This is a genomic window from Trichocoleus sp. FACHB-90 (assembly GCF_014695505.1).
Classification (GTDB): Bacteria; Cyanobacteriota; Cyanobacteriia; order Cyanobacteriales; family FACHB-T130; genus Funiculus; species Funiculus sociatus.
In genome coordinates, this window is the sequence record NZ_JACJOK010000099.1 from 21,564 (window position 1) to 40,835 (window position 19,272).

Sequence of the window (19,272 nt, forward strand, 5' to 3'; positions counted from 1 at the left end):
ATCAGCACTTCGCTATGTCAGCCGAATGGTTTGAGCAATTTGTGACGATGACGGTCGTGACAAGAGCTTTCACTAGAGAGTGTTTTGTGTAATATTGCGACCAAGATCCTTTCCTAGCTGGTGTAGCAATTTCGACTTTTCAGACACTTCCTACTAGATACTTTGTCAGTTGGATTGAGTTACTTACGACTACCTTGGGTAGCTCTATAGAGTTCGGCACCAAAGTTCTTTCCCTGCTGGTAGAGCCAAGGCGAATTAACAATAATAGCAATCCAAAAAAGCCCTAGTGCTATCGCTTTAATGACAGATTTGGGGTCGCGCAAGTTCATCATAAAGAATTACCTCCAATTTATTCTCAGATAACAAACATACTCCACTCTTACAGCGTCCTATCAGGATATTAACTATCCTGTCTTCTAGCTTTGAGCAGGTTGAGAGTCAATGTTATTCAGTTACTTAATTAAATCATTAAGTAGCCCTCTTACATAAATACATAAATGATGTTTTGAGAATCGGTTTGTGTTTAGTAAAAATCGAGTTTTGCAAAAAAAATATATTAGTATGGGAGTAAATTCCCACACCAATATAATCTAAAATTCAAGGAAGTTTTCAAAGCTAATTTAGTCTAGAAATACCTATAAAATTTAGGAATTTATCTAGACTAAAGTTCTCAGGTTACTGCTTTGTAGATTTCGCTACCAAAATCCTTGAGTTCATTATAAGTTGCTGCAACAAAACCTAATGCAGCTACAGCTCCACCAGCAACGGCTTCTAGTTGCTCTTCAGATAATTCCGCATTCGATAAATCAGGACGTGGTGGAAGTACAAAGTAGAGATTTGTGGAATCTTCTTCCATTACATGTACGTTCACTTGAGCAGGCAGTTGAACGCTGAATTCACGTTCAATTACAGCCTTGGAGTTACTCAGTAATTCCTGTTTATAGGCTTCGTCTTTCCAGGCTTGAGCAATGATATGTGCTTCGATATCTTTGCGAGTCTTTCTTTGTTCGGTCATGTTACTTATCTCCTAAAGTGTGTGAGGTTTAACTTGATTTGCTTTTTTACTACTTGTTGTGTTCTTCAATGGCACCATGAACAATGGGTATTGTTATTGTTGTGACAGTCCAAACAGTTCCACCAGCCACAGCCTCCAACTGCTCATCAGATAATTCCGCATTTGATAAATCGGGACGTGGTGGAAGTACAAAGTAGAGATTGGTGGAATCTTCTTCCATTACATGTACGTTCACTTCATCTGGCAGTTGAACGCCAAATTCCCGTCCAATGGCTGCCTTAGGATTGCTGAGCAATTCCTGTTTGTAGGCATTGTCCTTCCAGGCTTGAGCAATAATGTGTGCTTCGATATCTTGGCGAGTCTGTGGGGAAGTTTGTTCGCTCATGTTTTCTATCCTTTTAAGGAAATAACACAGAGATATAGCTGATTGAAGTCATAAGGTAGTTTTTAATCACTACTTCATTTCTCAATCACTAACTCTGTTAATTACAGTAAAAGGACTTAGAGGCAATTACTATGCACAATTTTTAGATCGGACTCGCAATTTTTTATATATCTGGTATCGTCAAGTCGAATGACTGCTAAATTCAAGTTTAATTAGTGTACTGCTAGACCAAACATACTGCTGTATCCTGTATTGTGAAGAAAGTTTAAGGAAAAACTATAGAGGTTTCAATATAAAATCAAATCAGCACTGCGGCAAACAGGAAATGCCCGCCTGGCTTAAAGTTGATTAAAAGCCTTAATGAAGCGGAGCTTGAGAATTTCACTATCATCAGAGTTAAATCAAAACCCAAAAAATTGTTACTCCACATAAATATTGTGCATTGAACCCAGTTTTTTAACTTCCTAAGCTATTAGATATCAATCTGAACTTCCAACTTGTTTGAAAGCAAATTGATGGGTTTAATAAGAGTAGAAGTGATTACTCACTATTAGTAACCTACAGTTGTTCAGATGAAGTAAACCCAAAAAGAGAAGAAAAAAATCATGGCTAATGAAGTAAACCCAAAAAGAGAAGGGGAAAAAATCATGACTAACAATCAAATAGATCCCAACCAAGAGCCTAATCAGCTATCTGATGAAGAGCTTGAGGCAGTTGCTGGTGGTTCTGGAGAAAGACCCATAGTAGATGCTGCTAAGGATTTTGTTGGTGACGTAATAGATGCAGGCAAAGATTTAATTTCAGATGTCAAAAATGTATTACCAAAGATTTAGTTTGTAATGTAGTAGACGTAGGTAGTGATTTTCTCAGATGTAAAAGACACGATCTAAGAACATCTTTAGATCAATCTAATAGAAGTCTGAAAACTAGTTGTTTAAAGATTCAGAAAGCTTACTGTGAAGTAATGCATAAGAATTTTTAGACATCTTTTTTTCATTTTTTTTACTAAATCAATTTCGGTTAATGATAACTTGCGACTCAGCCTCCTATTCAAATTAACTCAGCGATCGCCTCCTGCTGCACACTAAGCAGAACCGAAAAAAGTGTCAGTTTTACAGAAATATCGTGCATTGTAGCCAGAGATTGCCTCCCCTAAGCTGCTAGGTATCAATAGAGAAGGAAGGGCAGGTATATGTCTATTGAAAGTGCAAAGGCTTTTTACTCACAGATGACCACGGATGAAGCATTTCGGACACCATTTGAGCAGGCTGCGAACAAGGAAGAACGCAAGCAAATCCTGCAAGCAGAGGGTTATGATTTCACCCCAGAAGAATGGCAAGCCGCCACAGCTGAAATCCAAGACTTAAACTCTGCTGATAACGAACTCAGTGACGCACAACTAGAAGCAGTTAGTGGTGGAGTAGTAGCACAAGCAATATATGGGGTGATTCAGCCATACGACATCTTGGAATGGTTGAAGTAGAACACCTCGACGAGTGTAAACAGACGCAATGTAAAGCGATGAGCGGTTGCCACACAACTCTGGGACGAATTGTTAGCTAACAATTGGCGATCGCTTCCTTTCAGCCCAACTAGCTCAGGCAGCAGTTGCAGCACAGGCAATAACTTTTACCACCCACATTACAGCAAAGGAATCTATGTCTATTGAAAGCGCTAAGGCATTCTATTCAAGAATGACTACGGATCAAGCGTTCCGGACTCAGCTTGAACAAGCGTCAACTGGAGAGGAACGTCAGCAAATTCTGCAAGCTGCTGGTTATGATTTCACTCCGGAAGACTGGGAAGCTGCCAAAACTCAAATTCAAGGGTCAAACTCAGTTAATGGTGAACTGAGTGACGCGGAACTAACAGCAGTCAGTGGTGGGTTATCTATTCTCCCCGGTTTTCCCGATGTCCCTGGTTTTCCCGATGTCCCTGGTGGTTTTCCATTCACTCCCCTATATGGGGCACCAACCATCGATCCTCTAGCTTAAACAAGTACAGCTAATCTCTCAAAGCGGAGAGAAAAGCGTATTTTCTCTCCTGAAACAGTACAGAACATAGCAGACATATAGTTTGATTTATTCCCTGAACGGAGGGAAATTGTGGTTTCAAACAAGTATCGCCGAATTAGTTACGCTGTTTGGGAGATTACCCTAAAGTGCAATCTTGCCTGTAGTCACTGTGGTTCACGAGCAGGGCAAGCCCGCACTAAGGAACTCTCTACAGAGGAAGCCTTGGATTTAGTCAGGCAGTTAGCTGAAGTGGGAATTAAAGAGGTAACGCTAATTGGCGGAGAAGCGTTTATGCGTCCCGATTGGCTGGAGATTGCTCAAGCTATCACTCAAGCAGGAATGCTCTGCGGCATGACAACAGGGGGGTTTGGTGTTTCGCTGGAAACCGCACGCCGGATGAAGGAGGCAGGAATTGCCACAGTTTCCGTCTCTATGGATGGTGGCAAAGCAGAAACCCATGATCGCCTGCGAGGTAAAAAAGGTGCTTGGCATTCTGCCTTTAGAACCATGAGCCACTTCCGAGAAGTTGGTATCTATTTTGGCTGCAACACTCAAATCAACCGCTTGTCTGCTCCAGAATTTCCGCTGATTTACGAGCAAATCCGTGATGCAGGTGCTAAGGCTTGGCAGATCCAGCTAACCGTGCCTATGGGTAACGCTGCTGATAATGCAGAGATTCTCCTTCAGCCTTATGAACTGCTAGACCTCTACCCAATGCTGGCTCGTGTCACCAAGCGGGCTAACCGAGAAGGAGTCCGAGTGCAACCCGGTAATAATATCGGTTACTACGGTCCCTATGAGCGGTTGATGCGTGGGCGCGGGAATCAATGGGGGTTTTGGCAGGGTTGCAATGCCGGACTATCTACGCTGGGTCTTGAGGCGGACGGTGCGATTAAAGGTTGCCCTTCACTGCCTACATCAGCTTACACTGGCGGCAACATCCGCGATCGCTCTCTGCGGGAGGTCATTGAACAGACAGAAGAACTGCGGTTTAACCTTGGTGCTGGCACACCCCAAGGAACAGATCACTTGTGGGGATTCTGCAAGACCTGTGAGTTTGCTGAGCTATGCCGTGGAGGCTGCACCTGGACAGCACACGTATTCTTTGATCGCAGAGGCAACAACCCTTACTGCCACCACCGCGCCCTCAAACAAGCGAAGCGGGGGATACGTGAGCGGGTCTACTCGAAAGTGCGGGCGCAGGGACTTCCCTTCGATAACGGTGAGTTTGCCCTGATTGAGGAGCCACTCGACGCTCCTTGGCCTGAGAATGACCCACTACACTTCACGGCTGACCGCATCCAGTGGTCAGACAGTTGGCAGGATGAACCCAAATCTTCCTACGCCCTAGCAAGATGAAGTGCAACAGGACACAAGCAGCGAGGCTAAAAGTCGAATGGCAGGAAATTCAGAGATTCTGAAATCTCGTTCAATATCACCAATAAATACCATGAACGAAACAACTGGTGATTCCCTTGCTTTAGAGAAAGACTCACTTCCCTACGAGAGAACTGACAGTTCTGAGTCGTCGGGAAGTGGCTCGGACAGTCAGATGGACCCTCAGGCTCCTCTCCTACCGCGTTCTGGCTGGCAAAACCAACGAGCTTTTTTAAGCGTTCTTATTAGGGCGAAGCGATCCCTGGATATAGCAGAGATTACTGCCACTCTTTGGGATTGAGGCAACCCATTAATAGCCTCTTTAAAATGTATGTCTGTTGAAAGCGCAAGAGCCTTTTACGAGAGGGTAGCCACGGATGAAGGGTTTCAAAAGCAACTCCGAAATGCTGCCAGTGATGATAAACGCCTAGAGATTGTACGAATTGCTGGCTATAGTTTTACACAGCAAGAATGGGAAGCCGCCTTGGCTCAAATCTCAGAGTCAGATGACAATAAACTCAGTGACGCACAGCTAGAGGCGATCGCTGGAGGGATAGGAACTGTCCCTGGAGAGCAGACATCGTTCAACAACCAACCACTCAGGCGAAGCGATCCCTGGATATAGCAGAGATTACTGCCACTCTTTGGGATTGAGGCAACCCATTAATAGCCTCTTTAAAATGTATGTCTGTTGAAAGCGCAAGAGCCTTTTACGAGAGGGTAGCCACGGATGAAGGGTTTCAAAAGCAACTCCGAAATGCTGCCAGTGATGATAAACGCCTAGAGATTGTACGAATTGCTGGCTATAGTTTTACACAGCAAGAATGGGAAGCCGCCTTGGCTCAAATCTCAGAGTCAGATGACAATAAACTCAGTGACGCACAGCTAGAGGCGATCGCTGGAGGGATAGGAACTGTCCCTGGAGAGCAGACATCGTTCAACAACCAACCACTCAGCAGAGTATGGTCGGGTTTAGAGCAATCAATCGGCTTTGCTAAGCACTTGCGTCAGTTGTCCTACCCGCCTGCTTGGTCTATCAGGACTAAACTCTCGGTAGCACTGCTCTCAGCTACGCTTATACCGATGAGCTTCACTGCCTATTACAACCTCCAACAGAGCCTGAAGAGTGCAGAGGACAGCGAATACCGCAAACTGGAACTGTTAGCCACCAGTAACGCGAGTCGCCTCGACCAACTAATCATCGATATTCAGCGTGTTGTAGTCCAAGTCAGTACCGAGAAGAATGTGGTGGGTTTCCTCACTTCTACCTCGCCTGAGAGGCAAGGAACCTTCCGCGCCTCCGTGCAGCGATCGCTAGATAACATTTTCCGCTCCAACCCCGACTATGACGCGGTTTATCTCCTAGACAAAGAGGGGCGCGGCCTCGCTTCCACCGATCCAACATTCATAGGTCAAAACTACGCCTTTCGCGAATACTTCCGCGCCAGCATCCAGGGACAGCCTTACGTCTCTAGCGTTCTAGTTGGTACAACAAGTGGACGACCAGGCATTTACTTCTCCCACCCTGTACGGTCTGAGAGTGGCAAGATCGTAGGAGTGGCGGTCTTAAAAATCAAGGGAGAGGAAATCTGGGCGATTGTAAATGCGCTACAGGCAGGCTCTGGGAGCTACGCCTTTTTGGTTGACCAGCAGGGAGTAATCATTAGCCACCCTGATAAGTCTCTTCTTTACCATAGTTTGGCTCCTTTACCGCCAGAGAAACGTAAGCAGGTCGAGACCGACAGGCTTTATGGCATGGAGCAAATTGAGAGCTTGGACATTCCCAAGCTAGCAGCGGCGATGGTGGGGACTAAAGAAATCGGTCACACCAGTTATTACTTGCCACAGGAGCAGACACGCCAGATGGTTGGCTTCGCTCCCCTAGAAGAGCAACCTTGGGTGTTGGCGGTGAACAAACCTAACGCACAGTTTGCCGCTCCCCTCAATTATCTAATCTGGCAAAATAGCCGCAGCTTACTGGCAGTAGGAGCGATCGCGACAATCATAGCGCTGCTCCTAGCGCGGAGCATTGTCAGACCGATTCACGCTCTCACCAAGGCAGCGCAAGCACTGGAAGAGGACGATTTCGAGCCTCAAGGATTGGCTGAGGTGTCTCACTCTCAGGACGACATTGGTCAACTGGTGCGCGTCTTCCTACAGATGGCTCAAAAGTTGAAGGCACGAGAGCAGAACCTGAAACAACAGGTGATGGAACTGCGCGTTGAGATTGACGAAGCCAAAAAGGTGCGCCAGGTTGCTGAAATTACGGAAACGGATGACTTTCAGCAGTTGCAGAAAAAAGTGCAAAAGCTCAGAAATCAATCGGTAACAGCTAGTGAAACTGAGACGGAGTACTACCAGCGATTGCAACAAAAGGTTCAACAGCTCAAGGTTCGAGTGGTAGACGATGGTAAATAAATCCGCAAACAAGGTACACCTACTCCCACTTTTGGGTGGCTGTAATCAGGCAGTTAGCCTGCGCCAGAACTCAGCACGCCGTCGAGAGTGGTCATGTCAAAGCTTTGATAGTGTTTTATACCTGGAGGTACACTGTGGCGAAAATAGTATCTATTCACTCATTCCGTGGTGGAACGGGTAAATCAAACTTGACGGCTAACCTAGCGGCTACTATAGCCCGTCACGGGCAACGGGTTGGCATTATTGACACCGATATCCAGTCGCCAGGGATTCACGTTATTTTTGGTCTAGACATTGAAAAAATGGACTTTGCCCTCAATGACTACCTATGGGGTCGCTGTCACATTAAAGAGGCTGCCTACGACGTTAGCAATCTTCTCAAGGCGGAACAGAGAGAGATAACCGTAGCAAACGGTAGCCTCTACCTAATTCCCTCTAGTACTAAAGCTAGAGAAATTTCCCGCGTTCTGCGCGAGGGGTATGACGTAGTTCGTCTCAACGATGGCTTTCAGGAAATTATCCGCTGTCTGAACTTGGACTACTTGTTCATTGATACTCACCCCGGACTCAATGAAGAAACCTTAATTTCTATCGGTATCTCTAATGTTCTAGTCGTCATCCTGCGTCCAGACAGCCAAGACTTCCAAGGTACTGCGGTAACGGTGGATGTGGCTCGAAAGCTGGAGGTGCCCAAGATGCTGTTGGTTGTCAACAAGGTGCTGCCAGCTTTGGGTTTCGATGCCTTGCGAGAACAGTTGGAGGCAACTTATAACACATCGGTGGCTGGTATTATACCGCTCTCGGAAGAAATGATTTTGCTAGGTAGTAAAGAACTCTTCTGCCTACGCTACCCTGATCATCCCTTCAGCCAGACAGTGGAAAAGATTGCAACTCAGATTGAAGAGTGAGGGTTGAGTTAAGGAAACTACTGACTGGAGGCGATCGCATTTGATGCAACAGGAATTTCGCAAGAGCATACTTACCTCCTATGGTGCCAGTGCCTCAGAGACCGAAGAACTGCTGATTTACAATCAAAACGTCTTTGACCGTAGCGGTTTAACACGCCCCGTTCAATTTCCTCTTGAACCCGAAGCCCATGTAGCCGCTTGGGAGGAATACGCCACCCAAGCGAGAGTAGTCGGAGCATTTCAGTCACTCAAGCGCGTATTGGTTCAGTTACAGTTTCCCATCCAGGAGGGCATCAGCCAGACTGACGCATATTGCTGTGCTACTCGTAAGGGTGTGCTGGTGGATGGTATGGCTGAGGCGACTGGTTTGGTCTTGAAGCAACCAGAAAAACTCCAGTTGATAATCCATCAAAGTCTTGCAGGAGCTATCCCAGTTTTGCTCACTGGGAACCGGGAGGATTTTGTTTCTCTGGTACAGGCGCTAACAATGCGTAATGAACCAAAACCAGTTCCTGCATCTATGGGAGCCTGCATGGTTGCTGGTTTCAACAACTGGGATCGGATTCGCCAGTATCGACAACAATGGGAAGATAAAAACCCTTTGAATTGCTCAGCATCGAGTTGGGCAGAGGAGTTCGGGCGGCTCATCCCCCATAAGGAGCTATATCAGGATCGATTGATTATTTTGAGTGATGGTCCTTATAGTGATGTCCCAGCCAGCGATATGGGACTCTCGGAATCGGAGTGGCGGAACTTATCCCTAACAATTCGGCTGGAACATGAATGTACCCACTACTTCACACGCCGCTTGTTTGACTTGATGCGGAATAATCTACTCGATGAACTGATTGCCGACTACAGAGGCATTGTAGCTGCTACAGGACACTATCGGGCTGATTGGTTCTTACGCTTTCTGGGGTTGGAAACGTTTCCGCATTTCCGAGAAGGAGGCAGGCTGCAAAACTACCGAGGTCAGCCACCACTTTCAGATGGGGCTTTTAAGATTTTACAGGCGCTAGTAAAGACGGCTGTAGAAAATTTGGAGCGCTTTGATGCTGAATATGCAGGGGAGTTAATTAGCCTTAATAATCAACCTCTCATGTTAGTAGCATTGACCTATTTAACATTAGAGGAATTGGCTTCTCAAGAGGCAAGAATTCGCCTCAAAAAGACTATAGATGAATTACGAACAACTCTATATGTGTAAAGCATCAAAGTTATGAGACGTGAGGTAATTCGGGACAGCCTCCCCTTAGAAGAAATAGGGAGTTAAAGTTATGACAGAAGTTCTACTGAAAGAATTAAGTAATAGTGACATTAATTGGATAAGCGCTACAGGTCATCGGCAGGAGATAGCTGCGGGTACTGTCCTTGTTCAGGAAGGCAAAGCTGCCGATACCCTACATATTGTCCTAGATGGAACCTTAACAGTTACAGTTTCTCAAGCTGATAACAATCCTCTATCCCGTGCTTTTGCGGCTATCGAGGGGGGCGAAATTTCAGATCGGGAGATAGCTAGATTATCAAGCGGTGAGATAGTGGGAGAAATCCCCTTCCTGGGTACTCGCCCGACCGCTACCACAGTGAAGGCGATCAAAAAGTCGCTTGTGATGTCGATTCCCCAACAGCAATTGGCAGCAAAATTGCAGCAGGATGTAGGATTTGCTTCCCGTTTTTATCGAGCGATCGCGATTCTACTTTCAGACAGACTACAGAGCATCGTCAGTCAGCTTACTCGTAGCAAGCTTGCTCAAGGTCAGGCACTGAGGGATATGCTGTTTGTTTTGGGAGGATTGAATGACAGTGACATCGATTGGATGATTGCTACAGGCAGTCGGCAAAAAATTGCGGCGAATACCGTACTCATCCATTCAGGAGGACCTGTGGATGCGCTGTATATCCTACTGAATGGAATAATGACCGTTTCTGTTTGTGAAGATGAGCGCAATCCCTTAGCCCGTGCCTTTGCCGTCTTAGAGGACAGTGAAACTTCAGGTCGAGAGATAGCGAGATTATCGAGAGGTGAAATTGTCGGAGAAACTCCCTTCATTGATGTTCGCTTACCTTCTGCGACTGTGAAAACCCTTGAAGACTCGATTGTATTGTCGATTCCCCGACAGCAATTAGCAGCAAAATTACAGCAAGATGTAGGATTTTCTTCCCGTTTTTATCGAGTAATTGCTACTTTGCTTTCAAATAGATTGCAGGGGATGCTCAGTCGGCTTGGATATGGCAGGCGCGTTTATAGCAAAGGTCAGCCACTCGATGAAAATGTTGAATATGAGGATGAACTAGATTCCAATGTTTTAGATAGCATGGCACTAGCTGGAACAAGATTTGATTGGATGTTGAGCCGTTTGAGAGGAATTTAATTGGTCAGTATAGAGAAATAGGTGTTAAGCCAAGAGCTAACACCTATTTCTCTGTCGAACTTTTTTTCAATCGGAGTTGTCAGTTAATCTAAGACAGCTATTTATAACTGACATTTGTATATCGAAAAAATTGTTAGTTTTACCAAAGGATTGTGCATTGTGATCAGAAGCTGCATTCTTTAAGCTTTGATTAGTAGAGCAGGTATCAATGAAAAGCAGTAACTAGCTATTCTGAAAATATTAGAAACCTGCAAATCGTTTAAAAAAGGATAAAGAACAATGGAAAATATTGAAGAGTCAAACTTGCCACTACCCGAAGAGCAAGCTGAAGGTCAAACTTCAGATGAGCTAAATGCTGAAGAGCTAGAAGCAGTTGCCGGAGGGAACGACATTGTAGAAGGTATCAGGGATTTTGGACAAGGAATTTCCGACGGTCTTCATGGCGGATCTAGTGGAGAATCAAACTTGAACTACCTTGCCGGTAATGCCATTGGAGGTGTCGTAGACAGCGTGGGCGGTTTTATAAGAGGGAAGTGATAGCGCAGCTTAAAAAGTGATACCTCTTTGACGGGCAAAGTTCTAGGCTTCACTGGCTCCGGCGGCACTTGATGGGCAACCCTCTTGTTGCCGTCAGTTCTTCGATGCAGGGCATTTCACTTCAGCACCAAACAAAACTCAGAAAATTGGCAATCTACCAGAAAGATTGAGCATTGTGGACGGATGTTGCACCGCCTAACTTATTAAGTATAAATCCCCGTTTAGAGAACTTGATATATCTGGGCTACAGAACAGGGGAGATTTTCTGCAAGCGATTCTCAACGCACCCCAAATGGTTGAACAAAAGCAAAACCTATTCCGAAAAGAGTCACTGGAGCGTTTATCTTCTCCTGAAAGACTAGATCAGTTGATGCAGGTCGTCAGTCCCAAGAGCTGGCTGCCTTTAACATCCTTGGCTTCCTTGGTAGTGGTAGCTTTGATTTGGAGTATTTATGGACGCATTCCAATTACTGTCGAGGGCCGAGGGGTACTAATTTATCCCAGCCAAGTTGTGCCGCTACAATCGAAAAGCTCAGGGCAGTTACTAGCTCTAAATGTCAAGGTCGGAGATATCGTCAAAAAGGGTCAGGTGCTAGGAACGCTTGACCAAATTGAACTCCGGAAGCAACTACAGCAGCAGCGCGATAAACTGGCGGAACTACAGTCACAAGACCAAGCCGTCGGTTCGCTCCAAGGGCTACGCAACGAACAGGAAAAACGGACAATTCAGCAACAACGCCAGTACCTCCAGCAACGCATTCGGGAACTCCAATCCCTGATGCCTCTCCTCCTATCAACAAGCAGTGAATCGATCCAGCAGCAACGCCAGAGCCTCCAGCAAAGCCTACGGCAAGCCCAGGCTATGACTCCTATTTACAAGCAGAGACTGGAGATTCGTAGGCAGCTCTACAAGGAAAGAGTGATTACGAATGATGTACTTCTGGATGCACAAGTAAAAGACCAGGAAAACCGCGATAAAATTGCCGATCTCGAAGCTCAGTTAAAGCAACTAGATGCTAAGAAGACAGAGCAAGAAAAGGCTAATCGTGACAACCTCAGTATGATCTCTGACCTCCGGACTCAGTTGAAAGAGCAGGATAGCCGGGAAGCAACTCTAGCTCAACAAAACCTGGAAACTTCAACAACTCGAAAAAAAGAGATTCAAGAAGTCCAGCGAGAGATTGCCAAACTGGAACTGCAATTAGGTAACAACACTAAGATTATTAGTCAACACAGCGGACGCATACTAGAAATCACTACTAACCCGGGGCAGGTTGTTGAGGCGGGAACCCGATTGGGGAGCATAGACGCAGAGAATCCATCCAGCTTGCTGGTTGGCATAACCTATTTTGCGGTTGGGGATGGCAAGAAAGTTCAACCGGGCATGACGCTCCAAATTACGCCACAAACTGTGAAACGGGAACGCTTTGGCGGCATCCTAGGTACTGTCAAAACTGTCTCTGGGTTTCCAATCACAAAAGAGTCAGCAGCCAATGTGGTGGGCAATGCAGAAGTGGTGGAAGGTCTGATGTCTGACAAGCAGGAGGGAGTAATGCAAGTATCCGCAGACCTAAAGCTGGATTCCACGACTTTTAGCGGCTACAACTGGTCTTCTTCCAAGGGACCGCAACTGAAAATCTCTTCTGGAACTACCACTGTTGTTCGAGTCAAGGTGGAAGAGCGGGCTCCCATTACGTTTGTTTTACCTATCCTGAGGTCGGTCAGTGGCATCAACTAATCCGACCTTAACGGCACCGATTAATCCTTTGCAGCAGATGCAAAAACTGCTGAGAGGTCAAAGCAGGCGGGTAAAGACGCCAACGCTTTTGCAAATGGAAGCCGTCGAATGTGGGGCTGCTGCTCTAGGAATTATTCTGAGTTACTACTGTCGGATTGTGCCACTGCCAGAACTTCGTCGAGAGTGCGGGGTTTCCCGCGACGGCAGCAAGGCTTCCAACGTGCTGAAGGCGGCCCGTAGCTACGGACTGGAAGCTAAAGGCTTTAAAAAGGAACTGGAACAACTTCAAGACTTGCGCCCTCCCTATATTGTCTTCTGGAACTTCAACCACTTCCTAGTCGTGGAGGGAATTTGCCAGCAGCAGGTTTATCTCAATGACCCCGGCACTGGACCACGAAAAGTGTCCCGACAGGAATTTGACGAGGGGTATACCGGAGTGGTGCTGGTCATGGAACCGGGTCCGGAGTTCCAGAAAGGGGGTCGTAAACCCAACCTGTTGAGAGCGCTGTGGGAACGGCTACAGGGTGCTACTGGTGTCCTAGCTTACTGTTTACTGGCGGGATTACTACTAACGCTCGTCGGGTTGGTAGTACCTGTATTTAGCCAGGTGTTTGTCGATGAAATCCTCGTTCAGGGGCGGCAGCACTGGTTGCGACCACTGCTTTTGGGGATGGCGATCGCAGCTATACTTCAGGGAATACTGACGCTACTACGGTTGCGATACCTGCGCCGTCTGAAAGTCAAGCTGTCTGTAGGGATGTCCAGCCGCTTTCTCTGGCATATCTTGCGTTTACCCGTTGGTTTCTATGCCCAACGGTTTGCCGGAGAAATTAGTAATCGCACTAGTCTCAACGACCAAGTTGCTGATGTTCTTTCAGGGAGATTGGCAACTACAGTTATTGATGCGGTGATGGTCATGTTTTACGCGCTAGTCATGCTGCAATATGACGCGGTACTAACCTCGGTTGTCGTCAGCTTTGCTGCCGTGAATGTCTTAACCTTGCAGTGGATCTCCCGTCAGCGCGTAGATGCAAATCAGCGATTAATCCAAGAGTATGGCAAAGCGGCTGGCGCGTCCATTGCCGCTCTCCAAAGTATAGAAACCATCAAGGCATCTGGGTTAGAGTCAGATTTCTTTGCCCGCTGGTCAGGTTACTACACCAAGGCAATCAATTCACAGCAGGAATTGGGGGTAACCAACCAGACGTTCTCAGTATTACCTGCACTCCTGTCTTCGCTCTCATCTATGGCTTTGTTGGTTGTTGGTGGTTTACGGGTAATGAACGGGCACCTCAGCATTGGGATGCTTATAGCCTTTCAAGGACTGATGCAGAGCTTTCTGCTGCCTGTCAACAATCTTGTTAGCTTCGGCAGTACCCTGCAAGAAATGGAAGGTAATTTGATTCGCCTGGATGATGTGCTGGACAATCCGGTCGATCCACAAGTAGAAAGCAGAAGTCACAAGGATAATGAAACTATTCAATCTTCCCGTCTGCAAGGCTACGTCGAGCTGGAAAACATCACATTTGGCTATAGCCGCTTAGAAGCACCTTTAATTGAAAACTTTACGCTCTCGGTCAAGCCGGGACAGCGAGTTGCCTTGGTAGGAGGGAGTGGCTCTGGCAAGTCTACCGTTGCCAAACTCGTAAGCGGACTCTACGAACCTTGGGAGGGAGAAATTCGCTTTGACGGGTTACCTAGACATCAGATTCCGCAATCGGTACTAACGAACTCCGTCGCTATGGTGGAGCAGGATATTTCAATGTTTGGCGGAACTGTTAGAGACAATTTGACCCTATGGGATACCACAGTATCAGATAAAAGCTTGGTGCGAGCTTGCCGCGATGCTGCGATCGATGAGGTGGTTCTCTCGATGTCTGGGGGATTTGATGCATCCCTTATCGAAGGGGCCGCTAATTTAAGTGGAGGACAGCGACAGCGGCTGGAAATAGCCCGGGCCTTAGTGAACAACCCCTCGATTCTCGTCATGGATGAAGCCACCAGCGCCCTGGATTCTGAAACAGAAAAAATCATTGACCAGAATCTGCGGCGGCGGGGGTGTACCTGCCTGATTGTTGCCCATCGCTTGAGTACCATCCGGGACTGTGATGAAATCATTGTCCTTGAACGTGGAAAAGTAATGCAACGAGGCACCCACCAAGAATTGTGGCAAGTGGAGGGAGCATACTCGCGGTTGATACGCAGTGAGGGGTAAGCAGTTTTATGGTCAACCAACTTACGAACACAGACTTACAAGGGCAACTGTGCTGTCTTAAAGGCAATGAGCCAATACTACTGGATGAACCACAGACCGTTTGGGTGGTTCAGTCTGGCACTGTAGCGTTGTTTGCCGTTACGGTTGAAAATGGTGTTGTAGAAGGAACTCGCCGCTATCTATTCAGTTGCGATCCAGGAGAAGCACTTTTCGGAACTGAGCCTAGTGGCAATCAGCAGCGCCGACTCTTGGCAGTGCCGATTGGCGAGACAGAACTGCTGAAGGTAGATCGAGAATGCTTTAGGCAGTTAGTCGCCGATGGGGATAGTAGAGCAGTTGCCTTGGTAGAGGGCTGGCTCCAGCAAATTAACGCTGGAGTTTCCGGTGTCGCTACGCCAGTGATTCAGGTAAAGGCTTCGGGAGAAGCGCGATTTTCTCTGGTTGATGGTGAAACTCTTCAGCCTGAGTCAGAGGCGAAGGACGCTACCATGTCTCGTTGTGCGATCGCATGGGTACTCCTCAGCCAAGGAAATGTCCGCTTGATGGGGTTTGAGGAACTAACGCTAGATTCGGCAGCAGGAACTTTTCCCCTAACCGCCGGAATGTGGTTGGAAGCTGTAGGGGAAGTTCAGCTTGCCACCCAAACGGCGATCGCAATTCGAGACCCAGATACCCTGCTTGGGGGGCTGTCCCAACTTCATACTCAACTCCTTGACTATATTAATCTCCTAGAGCATCAGGAAGCACAGGAAGAACTACAGCGCCTTCAGGATCGGGAACGTCTCAATCGTCAGGTGACAGCAGAGGCTCTGGGTGAACTTGCCTCGTCACTGGGAACTCAAGAAGCGACCTTTTTCCTGGAAGGCACGCCTTTGTTAGTTGTTGCGGGTGCTGTGGGAAGGTCTCTCGGTGTGACAATTCGTCCCCCTGCTCGCTCACAAGACCTCAAGCGGGTCAAAGACCCGTTGGAGGCAATTGTTAGGGCTTCAAGGCTTAGGATGCGGCAGGTTCTGCTACGGGACAACTGGTGGGAGAGGGACTGTGGTTCTTTAGTTGCCTACACTCAGCAGGACAACCAACCAGTGGCGCTGCTGCCTGTTTCTGCCACTCGCTACGAAATCTTTGACCCAACCAGCAAGACCAAGGTTCCTGTAGATGCCCATAGTGCCTCAACGCTGAACCCTTGTGCTTATATGTTTTATCGGTCTCTGCCCGATAAAGTCCTCAAAGCTTTGGATATATTTCGGTTCGCGCTCAAGGGTCGTGGGAGAGAGTTGCTTGTCATTTTTTTGACTGGCATTGCCGCTACGCTGCTGGGGATGCTCACACCCCACGCTACTGCCATTTTGATTGACAACGCGATTCCCGATAGCGATCGAGGGTTATTGCTGCAAGTCGGGTTGGGGCTGTTGGTTGCTGCTTTCGGGATAGCGCTATTTCGCCTAGCTCAGGGGTTTGCCCTCCTGCGGGTGGAAACGGTTTCGGATGCTTCTACCCAAGCCGCTGTCTGGGATCGGCTGCTGAACCTGCCAGTATCTTTTTTCCGCGAGTACACTACAGGAGATCTTCAGTCTCGCGTTACATCAATTAGTACAATCCGTCGTCAACTCAGTGGCACAACCCTAATCACTCTTATCACAGGTCTGTTCTCATTACTGAACTTGGCGCTGTTGTTTTACTACAGTTGGAAATTAGCCCTAGTCGCTGTGGCTGTGGCTGTAGTTGCGATCGCTATCACCACACTTTCTGGCGTGTTCCTCGTCCGCAAGGTTTGCCCACTACTGGAAGTAAAAGGAAATATCTTTGGGCAGACGGTGCAGCTTATCAATGGCATTTCTAAACTGCGTGTCGCCGGGGCTGAAGAGCGCGGTTTCGCCGCTTGGAGTAAAAACTACAGTCGGCAAATAAAATTAGAACTTAGCACCCAGAACGTTGAAGACCTTGTCGCACTGTTTAATACAGTGATGCCCACGCTGACTTCTGGAGTCCTCTTTTGGTTTACGATCAAGCTCCTGGAGGAGGCTCAAACTACAGGCGGTATCGGTCTGACGATTGGCACTTTCCTCGCTTTCAACAGCGCCTTTGGCACTTTTATTAAAGGTGCCACAGACGTAAGCAATACAGTTACTAACGCTTTGCAAGTCGTCCCTCAGTGGAAACGCGCTCAGCCAATTCTAGAGACTATACCGGAAGTGGATCTCAGCAAAGCCGATCCAGGCAAACTAATCGGCAGAATCGTCGTAGACCATATCACCTTCCGCTACCGACAAGATGGATCCCTGACGCTGGATGATGTGAGCCTGTATGCCGAGCCTGGAGAGTTTATTGCACTGGTAGGCGGCTCTGGGAGCGGTAAATCCACCCTATTTAGATTGCTACTGGGATTTGAAACTGCCGAAGATGGCACCATCTATTACGATGGTCAAGATTTGTCCGGGTTGGATGTTGACGCAGTGCGCCGACAGTTGGGTGTTGTCCTGCAAGCTGGTCGGATTACGTCCGCTTCCATTTTCGACAACATCGCTAGCGGTGCTCGGATTACACTCGATGAAGCTTGGGAGGCAGCCCGAATGTCTGGGTTTGCTGACGATGTCGCAGCCATGCCAATGCAAATGCACACAGTCATCAGTGAAGGGGGTGGCAATCTTTCTGGAGGGCAACGGCAGAGGCTGCTCATTGCTAGGGCATTAGTATTGAAACCCCGAATTTTGCTATTTGATGAGGCTACCAGTGCTTTAGATAATAGAACACAGGCAATTGTCAGTGAAAGTCTAGACAAGCTGCAAGTTACCCGGATGGTGATTGCCCATCGGCTTAGCACAATCCGCAACGCTCACCGCATCTATGTGCTTGACTGCGGTCGGGTCGTGCAGCAGGGCAGTTTTGAGGAACTGGCTTCTCAGGAGGGGCTATTTGCCCAGTTGATGGCTCGGCAGACGGCGTAGTTGATATTCATTCGTAACAAGTTTGCTCCAACACATCTAAAACACTTCCCCAAGTCCCTAGTTCTAACTGCCAGCTCCGACTCTGACCGCTGGGAATCATCCTAGTCACAACGCCCGTTCGCCCTTGATCGTAGATGCAGACCCAACGGTAGGAGCGCTCTATATACGTTACGAATTGTTTCCGAATAAGCCGAAAATCGACTTTTCTAAATCTGCAAACCTTCCAGTAAGGGCGAAATTAATCTAAAATCTAAAATCTAAAATCGATTCACCGTTTAACTAAATGTGAACTTTGGTAAAAGGCCGCATAATTCTGGACTTTTGAGTCCGAGAGGTAAATAGACGTTTGCCCGTTTTATCTTAAGGCGTGTCATCAATTTAACCAGATAACAGAAGCAGCCAAATAAATCGCACCCAAAAAGTTGGTAGCTCGTTTACCATAACGGGTCGCGATTGCCCGATACTGCTTGAGCTTGGCAAAAAAGTTTTCAATTAGGTGGCGGGCTTTGTACAAGTCTTTGTCGTAATCGCGCAGTATGCTACGGTTACGCTTCGGCGGAATCACGGCTGTCTTGCCCTGGCTCTCAAGTAGCTCAATCACCCGCTTATGGGCGTCATATGCCTTATCAGCCAGTAGGGTGTCAGCCACGAGGTCAGGCAATAGCTTATCAGCTCCATCTAAATCGCACGCTTGCCCTGGTGTAAGGTGAAAACTCAGGGGATTTCCCAAGGCATCTACCGTTGCATGAATCTTGGTACTTAATCCACCTTTGCTGCGACCAATTGCTTCTGGCTGTGGTTCCACCCTTTTGCGCCCGCACTATGCTGGTGAGCGCGGACAATGGTCGAATCAATCATGGCATATTCGTTGTCTGCATCTTCTGCCAAGTGCTGAAATACCCGCTTCCACACACCACTCCTTGACCATCGGGTGAAGCGTGTAGGAATCACTCGGAAATCTCCAAATCTTTCCGGCAAGTCTCTCCAGGGGATTCCTGCTCGATAGCGTTACAAAACGGCTTCAACAAATAACCGATTGTCTTTAGCCGTCACTCCGACTGTTCCTTCTCGTCCGGGCAGTAAGTCTTTGATTCGCTCCCATTGGTCATCTCGCAGCGCATAACGTCGAGTCATCTGTATTCTCTCCTTAGCTTCCCCTGGATATTTCTAGTCCAATCTAACTAATTAATGACACGCCCTAGGGCGTGTCATTAATGGAGCCAAATGACAGAAACAGCGAGATAAACTGCGCCCAGAAAGTTGGCACCCCGTTTGTCATACCGGGTTGCAATTGCTCGATACTGCTTGAGTCTGGCTCATATGTTCTCAATCAAATGACGGGCTTTG

At 47.4% G+C, this 19,272-nt stretch carries 17 protein-coding genes and 2 pseudogenes; 14 read left to right on the forward strand and 5 right to left on the reverse strand.

From position 1 onward, the window contains the following. Positions 1–179 precede the first annotated feature (179 nt). The 3 genes from H6F74_RS28000 to H6F74_RS28010 form a co-directional block, all read right to left on the reverse strand. On the reverse strand, positions 180–332 hold the full coding sequence (locus tag H6F74_RS28000; protein ID WP_190445378.1) for a hypothetical protein: 153 nt from the start codon (positions 330–332) through the stop codon (positions 180–182). A 338-nt stretch (positions 333–670) separates the two neighbouring features. Further along, on the reverse strand, positions 671–1,015 hold the full coding sequence (locus H6F74_RS28005) for an NHLP leader peptide family RiPP precursor (protein ID WP_190445379.1): 345 nt from the start codon (positions 1,013–1,015) through the stop codon (positions 671–673). Between the two features lie 49 nt (positions 1,016–1,064). Further along, the gene (locus H6F74_RS28010; protein WP_190445380.1) at positions 1,065–1,400 is read right to left on the reverse strand and encodes an NHLP leader peptide family RiPP precursor; all 336 of its coding nucleotides are present in this window, start codon (positions 1,398–1,400) and stop codon (positions 1,065–1,067) included. Between the two features lie 605 nt (positions 1,401–2,005). On the opposite strand from H6F74_RS28010, the gene H6F74_RS28015 reads away from it, so the two are divergent. The 14 genes from H6F74_RS28015 to H6F74_RS28085 all read left to right on the forward strand — a co-directional run bounded on the left by H6F74_RS28015 (position 2,006) and on the right by H6F74_RS28085 (position 17,925). Further along, positions 2,006–2,233: a hypothetical protein gene (locus tag H6F74_RS28015; RefSeq protein ID WP_190445381.1), complete on the forward strand. Its 228-nt coding sequence runs from the start codon at positions 2,006–2,008 to the stop codon at positions 2,231–2,233. 359 nt (positions 2,234–2,592) lie between these two features. Next, positions 2,593–2,883, forward strand: coding sequence for a Nif11-like leader peptide family natural product precursor (locus tag H6F74_RS28020; RefSeq protein ID WP_190445382.1), 291 nt, complete (start codon positions 2,593–2,595; stop codon positions 2,881–2,883). A gap of 175 nt (positions 2,884–3,058) precedes the next feature. Then, positions 3,059–3,394 carry a Nif11-like leader peptide family natural product precursor gene (locus H6F74_RS28025; RefSeq protein WP_190445383.1) on the forward strand — a complete coding sequence of 112 codons (336 nt, stop codon included), beginning with the start codon at positions 3,059–3,061 and terminating at the stop codon, positions 3,392–3,394. A 111-nt stretch (positions 3,395–3,505) separates the two neighbouring features. Then, positions 3,506–4,774, forward strand: coding sequence for a nif11-class peptide radical SAM maturase 3 (locus tag H6F74_RS28030; protein ID WP_190445384.1), 1,269 nt, complete (start codon positions 3,506–3,508; stop codon positions 4,772–4,774). 91 nt (positions 4,775–4,865) lie between these two features. Continuing rightward, a complete protein-coding gene (locus H6F74_RS28035) occupies positions 4,866–5,093 on the forward strand; it encodes a hypothetical protein (protein ID WP_190445385.1) in 228 nt (75 codons plus the stop codon). 30 nt (positions 5,094–5,123) lie between these two features. Then, a complete protein-coding gene (locus H6F74_RS28040) occupies positions 5,124–5,417 on the forward strand; it encodes a Nif11-like leader peptide family natural product precursor (RefSeq protein ID WP_190445386.1) in 294 nt (97 codons plus the stop codon). A 59-nt stretch (positions 5,418–5,476) separates the two neighbouring features. Continuing rightward, positions 5,477–7,210, forward strand: coding sequence for a Nif11-like leader peptide family RiPP precursor (locus H6F74_RS28050; RefSeq protein WP_199301704.1), 1,734 nt, complete (start codon positions 5,477–5,479; stop codon positions 7,208–7,210). A 134-nt stretch (positions 7,211–7,344) separates the two neighbouring features. Next, entirely contained in the window at positions 7,345–8,118 is a 774-nt protein-coding gene (locus H6F74_RS28055; RefSeq protein ID WP_190445387.1) for a P-loop NTPase, read from the forward strand. 43 nt (positions 8,119–8,161) lie between these two features. Further along, the gene (locus H6F74_RS28060) at positions 8,162–9,325 is read left to right on the forward strand and encodes a hypothetical protein (protein ID WP_190445388.1); all 1,164 of its coding nucleotides are present in this window, start codon (positions 8,162–8,164) and stop codon (positions 9,323–9,325) included. A 70-nt stretch (positions 9,326–9,395) separates the two neighbouring features. Further along, positions 9,396–10,490, forward strand: coding sequence for a cyclic nucleotide-binding domain-containing protein (locus H6F74_RS28065; protein ID WP_190445389.1), 1,095 nt, complete (start codon positions 9,396–9,398; stop codon positions 10,488–10,490). A gap of 279 nt (positions 10,491–10,769) precedes the next feature. Further along, positions 10,770–11,027: a hypothetical protein gene (locus H6F74_RS28070; RefSeq protein WP_190445390.1), complete on the forward strand. Its 258-nt coding sequence runs from the start codon at positions 10,770–10,772 to the stop codon at positions 11,025–11,027. 292 nt (positions 11,028–11,319) lie between these two features. Further along, positions 11,320–12,765, forward strand: coding sequence for an NHLP bacteriocin system secretion protein (locus tag H6F74_RS28075; protein WP_190445391.1), 1,446 nt, complete (start codon positions 11,320–11,322; stop codon positions 12,763–12,765). Positions 12,766–12,802: 37 nt separating this feature from the next. Continuing rightward, complete coding sequence (locus tag H6F74_RS28080; RefSeq protein WP_190445396.1) at positions 12,803–14,980, forward strand: NHLP family bacteriocin export ABC transporter peptidase/permease/ATPase subunit; 2,178 nt, start codon at positions 12,803–12,805, stop codon at positions 14,978–14,980. 8 nt (positions 14,981–14,988) lie between these two features. Further along, positions 14,989–17,925 (forward strand): NHLP bacteriocin export ABC transporter permease/ATPase subunit, encoded by a 2,937-nt coding sequence (locus H6F74_RS28085; protein ID WP_190445392.1) that lies wholly within the window; start codon positions 14,989–14,991, stop codon positions 17,923–17,925. A 373-nt stretch (positions 17,926–18,298) separates the two neighbouring features. Here H6F74_RS28085 and H6F74_RS28090 read toward each other — a convergent pair. Continuing rightward, a pseudogene (locus H6F74_RS28090) lies at positions 18,299–19,059 on the reverse strand (IS5 family transposase). A 77-nt stretch (positions 19,060–19,136) separates the two neighbouring features. Further along, positions 19,137–19,272, reverse strand: a pseudogene (locus H6F74_RS28095) (IS5/IS1182 family transposase); the annotation flags it as partial.

Excerpts from the sequence above, each read along its gene's own strand:
- H6F74_RS28020 (WP_190445382.1), top strand. The coding sequence starts at position 2,593 with ATGTCTATTGAAAGTGCAAAGGCTTTTTACTCACAGATGACCACGGAT.
- H6F74_RS28010 (WP_190445380.1), bottom strand. The coding sequence starts at position 1,400 with ATGAGCGAACAAACTTCCCCACAGACTCGCCAAGATATCGAAGCACAC.
- H6F74_RS28035 (WP_190445385.1), top strand. The coding sequence starts at position 4,866 with ATGAACGAAACAACTGGTGATTCCCTTGCTTTAGAGAAAGACTCACTT.
- H6F74_RS28015 (WP_190445381.1), top strand. The coding sequence starts at position 2,006 with ATGGCTAATGAAGTAAACCCAAAAAGAGAAGGGGAAAAAATCATGACT.
- H6F74_RS28080 (WP_190445396.1), top strand. The coding sequence starts at position 12,803 with ATGCAAAAACTGCTGAGAGGTCAAAGCAGGCGGGTAAAGACGCCAACG.
- H6F74_RS28050 (WP_199301704.1), top strand. The coding sequence starts at position 5,477 with ATGTCTGTTGAAAGCGCAAGAGCCTTTTACGAGAGGGTAGCCACGGAT.
- H6F74_RS28025 (WP_190445383.1), top strand. The coding sequence starts at position 3,059 with ATGTCTATTGAAAGCGCTAAGGCATTCTATTCAAGAATGACTACGGAT.
- H6F74_RS28040 (WP_190445386.1), top strand. The coding sequence starts at position 5,124 with ATGTCTGTTGAAAGCGCAAGAGCCTTTTACGAGAGGGTAGCCACGGAT.
- H6F74_RS28000 (WP_190445378.1), bottom strand. The coding sequence starts at position 332 with ATGATGAACTTGCGCGACCCCAAATCTGTCATTAAAGCGATAGCACTA.
- H6F74_RS28085 (WP_190445392.1), top strand. The coding sequence starts at position 14,989 with ATGGTCAACCAACTTACGAACACAGACTTACAAGGGCAACTGTGCTGT.
- H6F74_RS28060 (WP_190445388.1), top strand. The coding sequence starts at position 8,162 with ATGCAACAGGAATTTCGCAAGAGCATACTTACCTCCTATGGTGCCAGT.
- H6F74_RS28075 (WP_190445391.1), top strand. The coding sequence starts at position 11,320 with ATGGTTGAACAAAAGCAAAACCTATTCCGAAAAGAGTCACTGGAGCGT.
- H6F74_RS28005 (WP_190445379.1), bottom strand. The coding sequence starts at position 1,015 with ATGACCGAACAAAGAAAGACTCGCAAAGATATCGAAGCACATATCATT.
- H6F74_RS28065 (WP_190445389.1), top strand. The coding sequence starts at position 9,396 with ATGACAGAAGTTCTACTGAAAGAATTAAGTAATAGTGACATTAATTGG.
- H6F74_RS28070 (WP_190445390.1), top strand. The coding sequence starts at position 10,770 with ATGGAAAATATTGAAGAGTCAAACTTGCCACTACCCGAAGAGCAAGCT.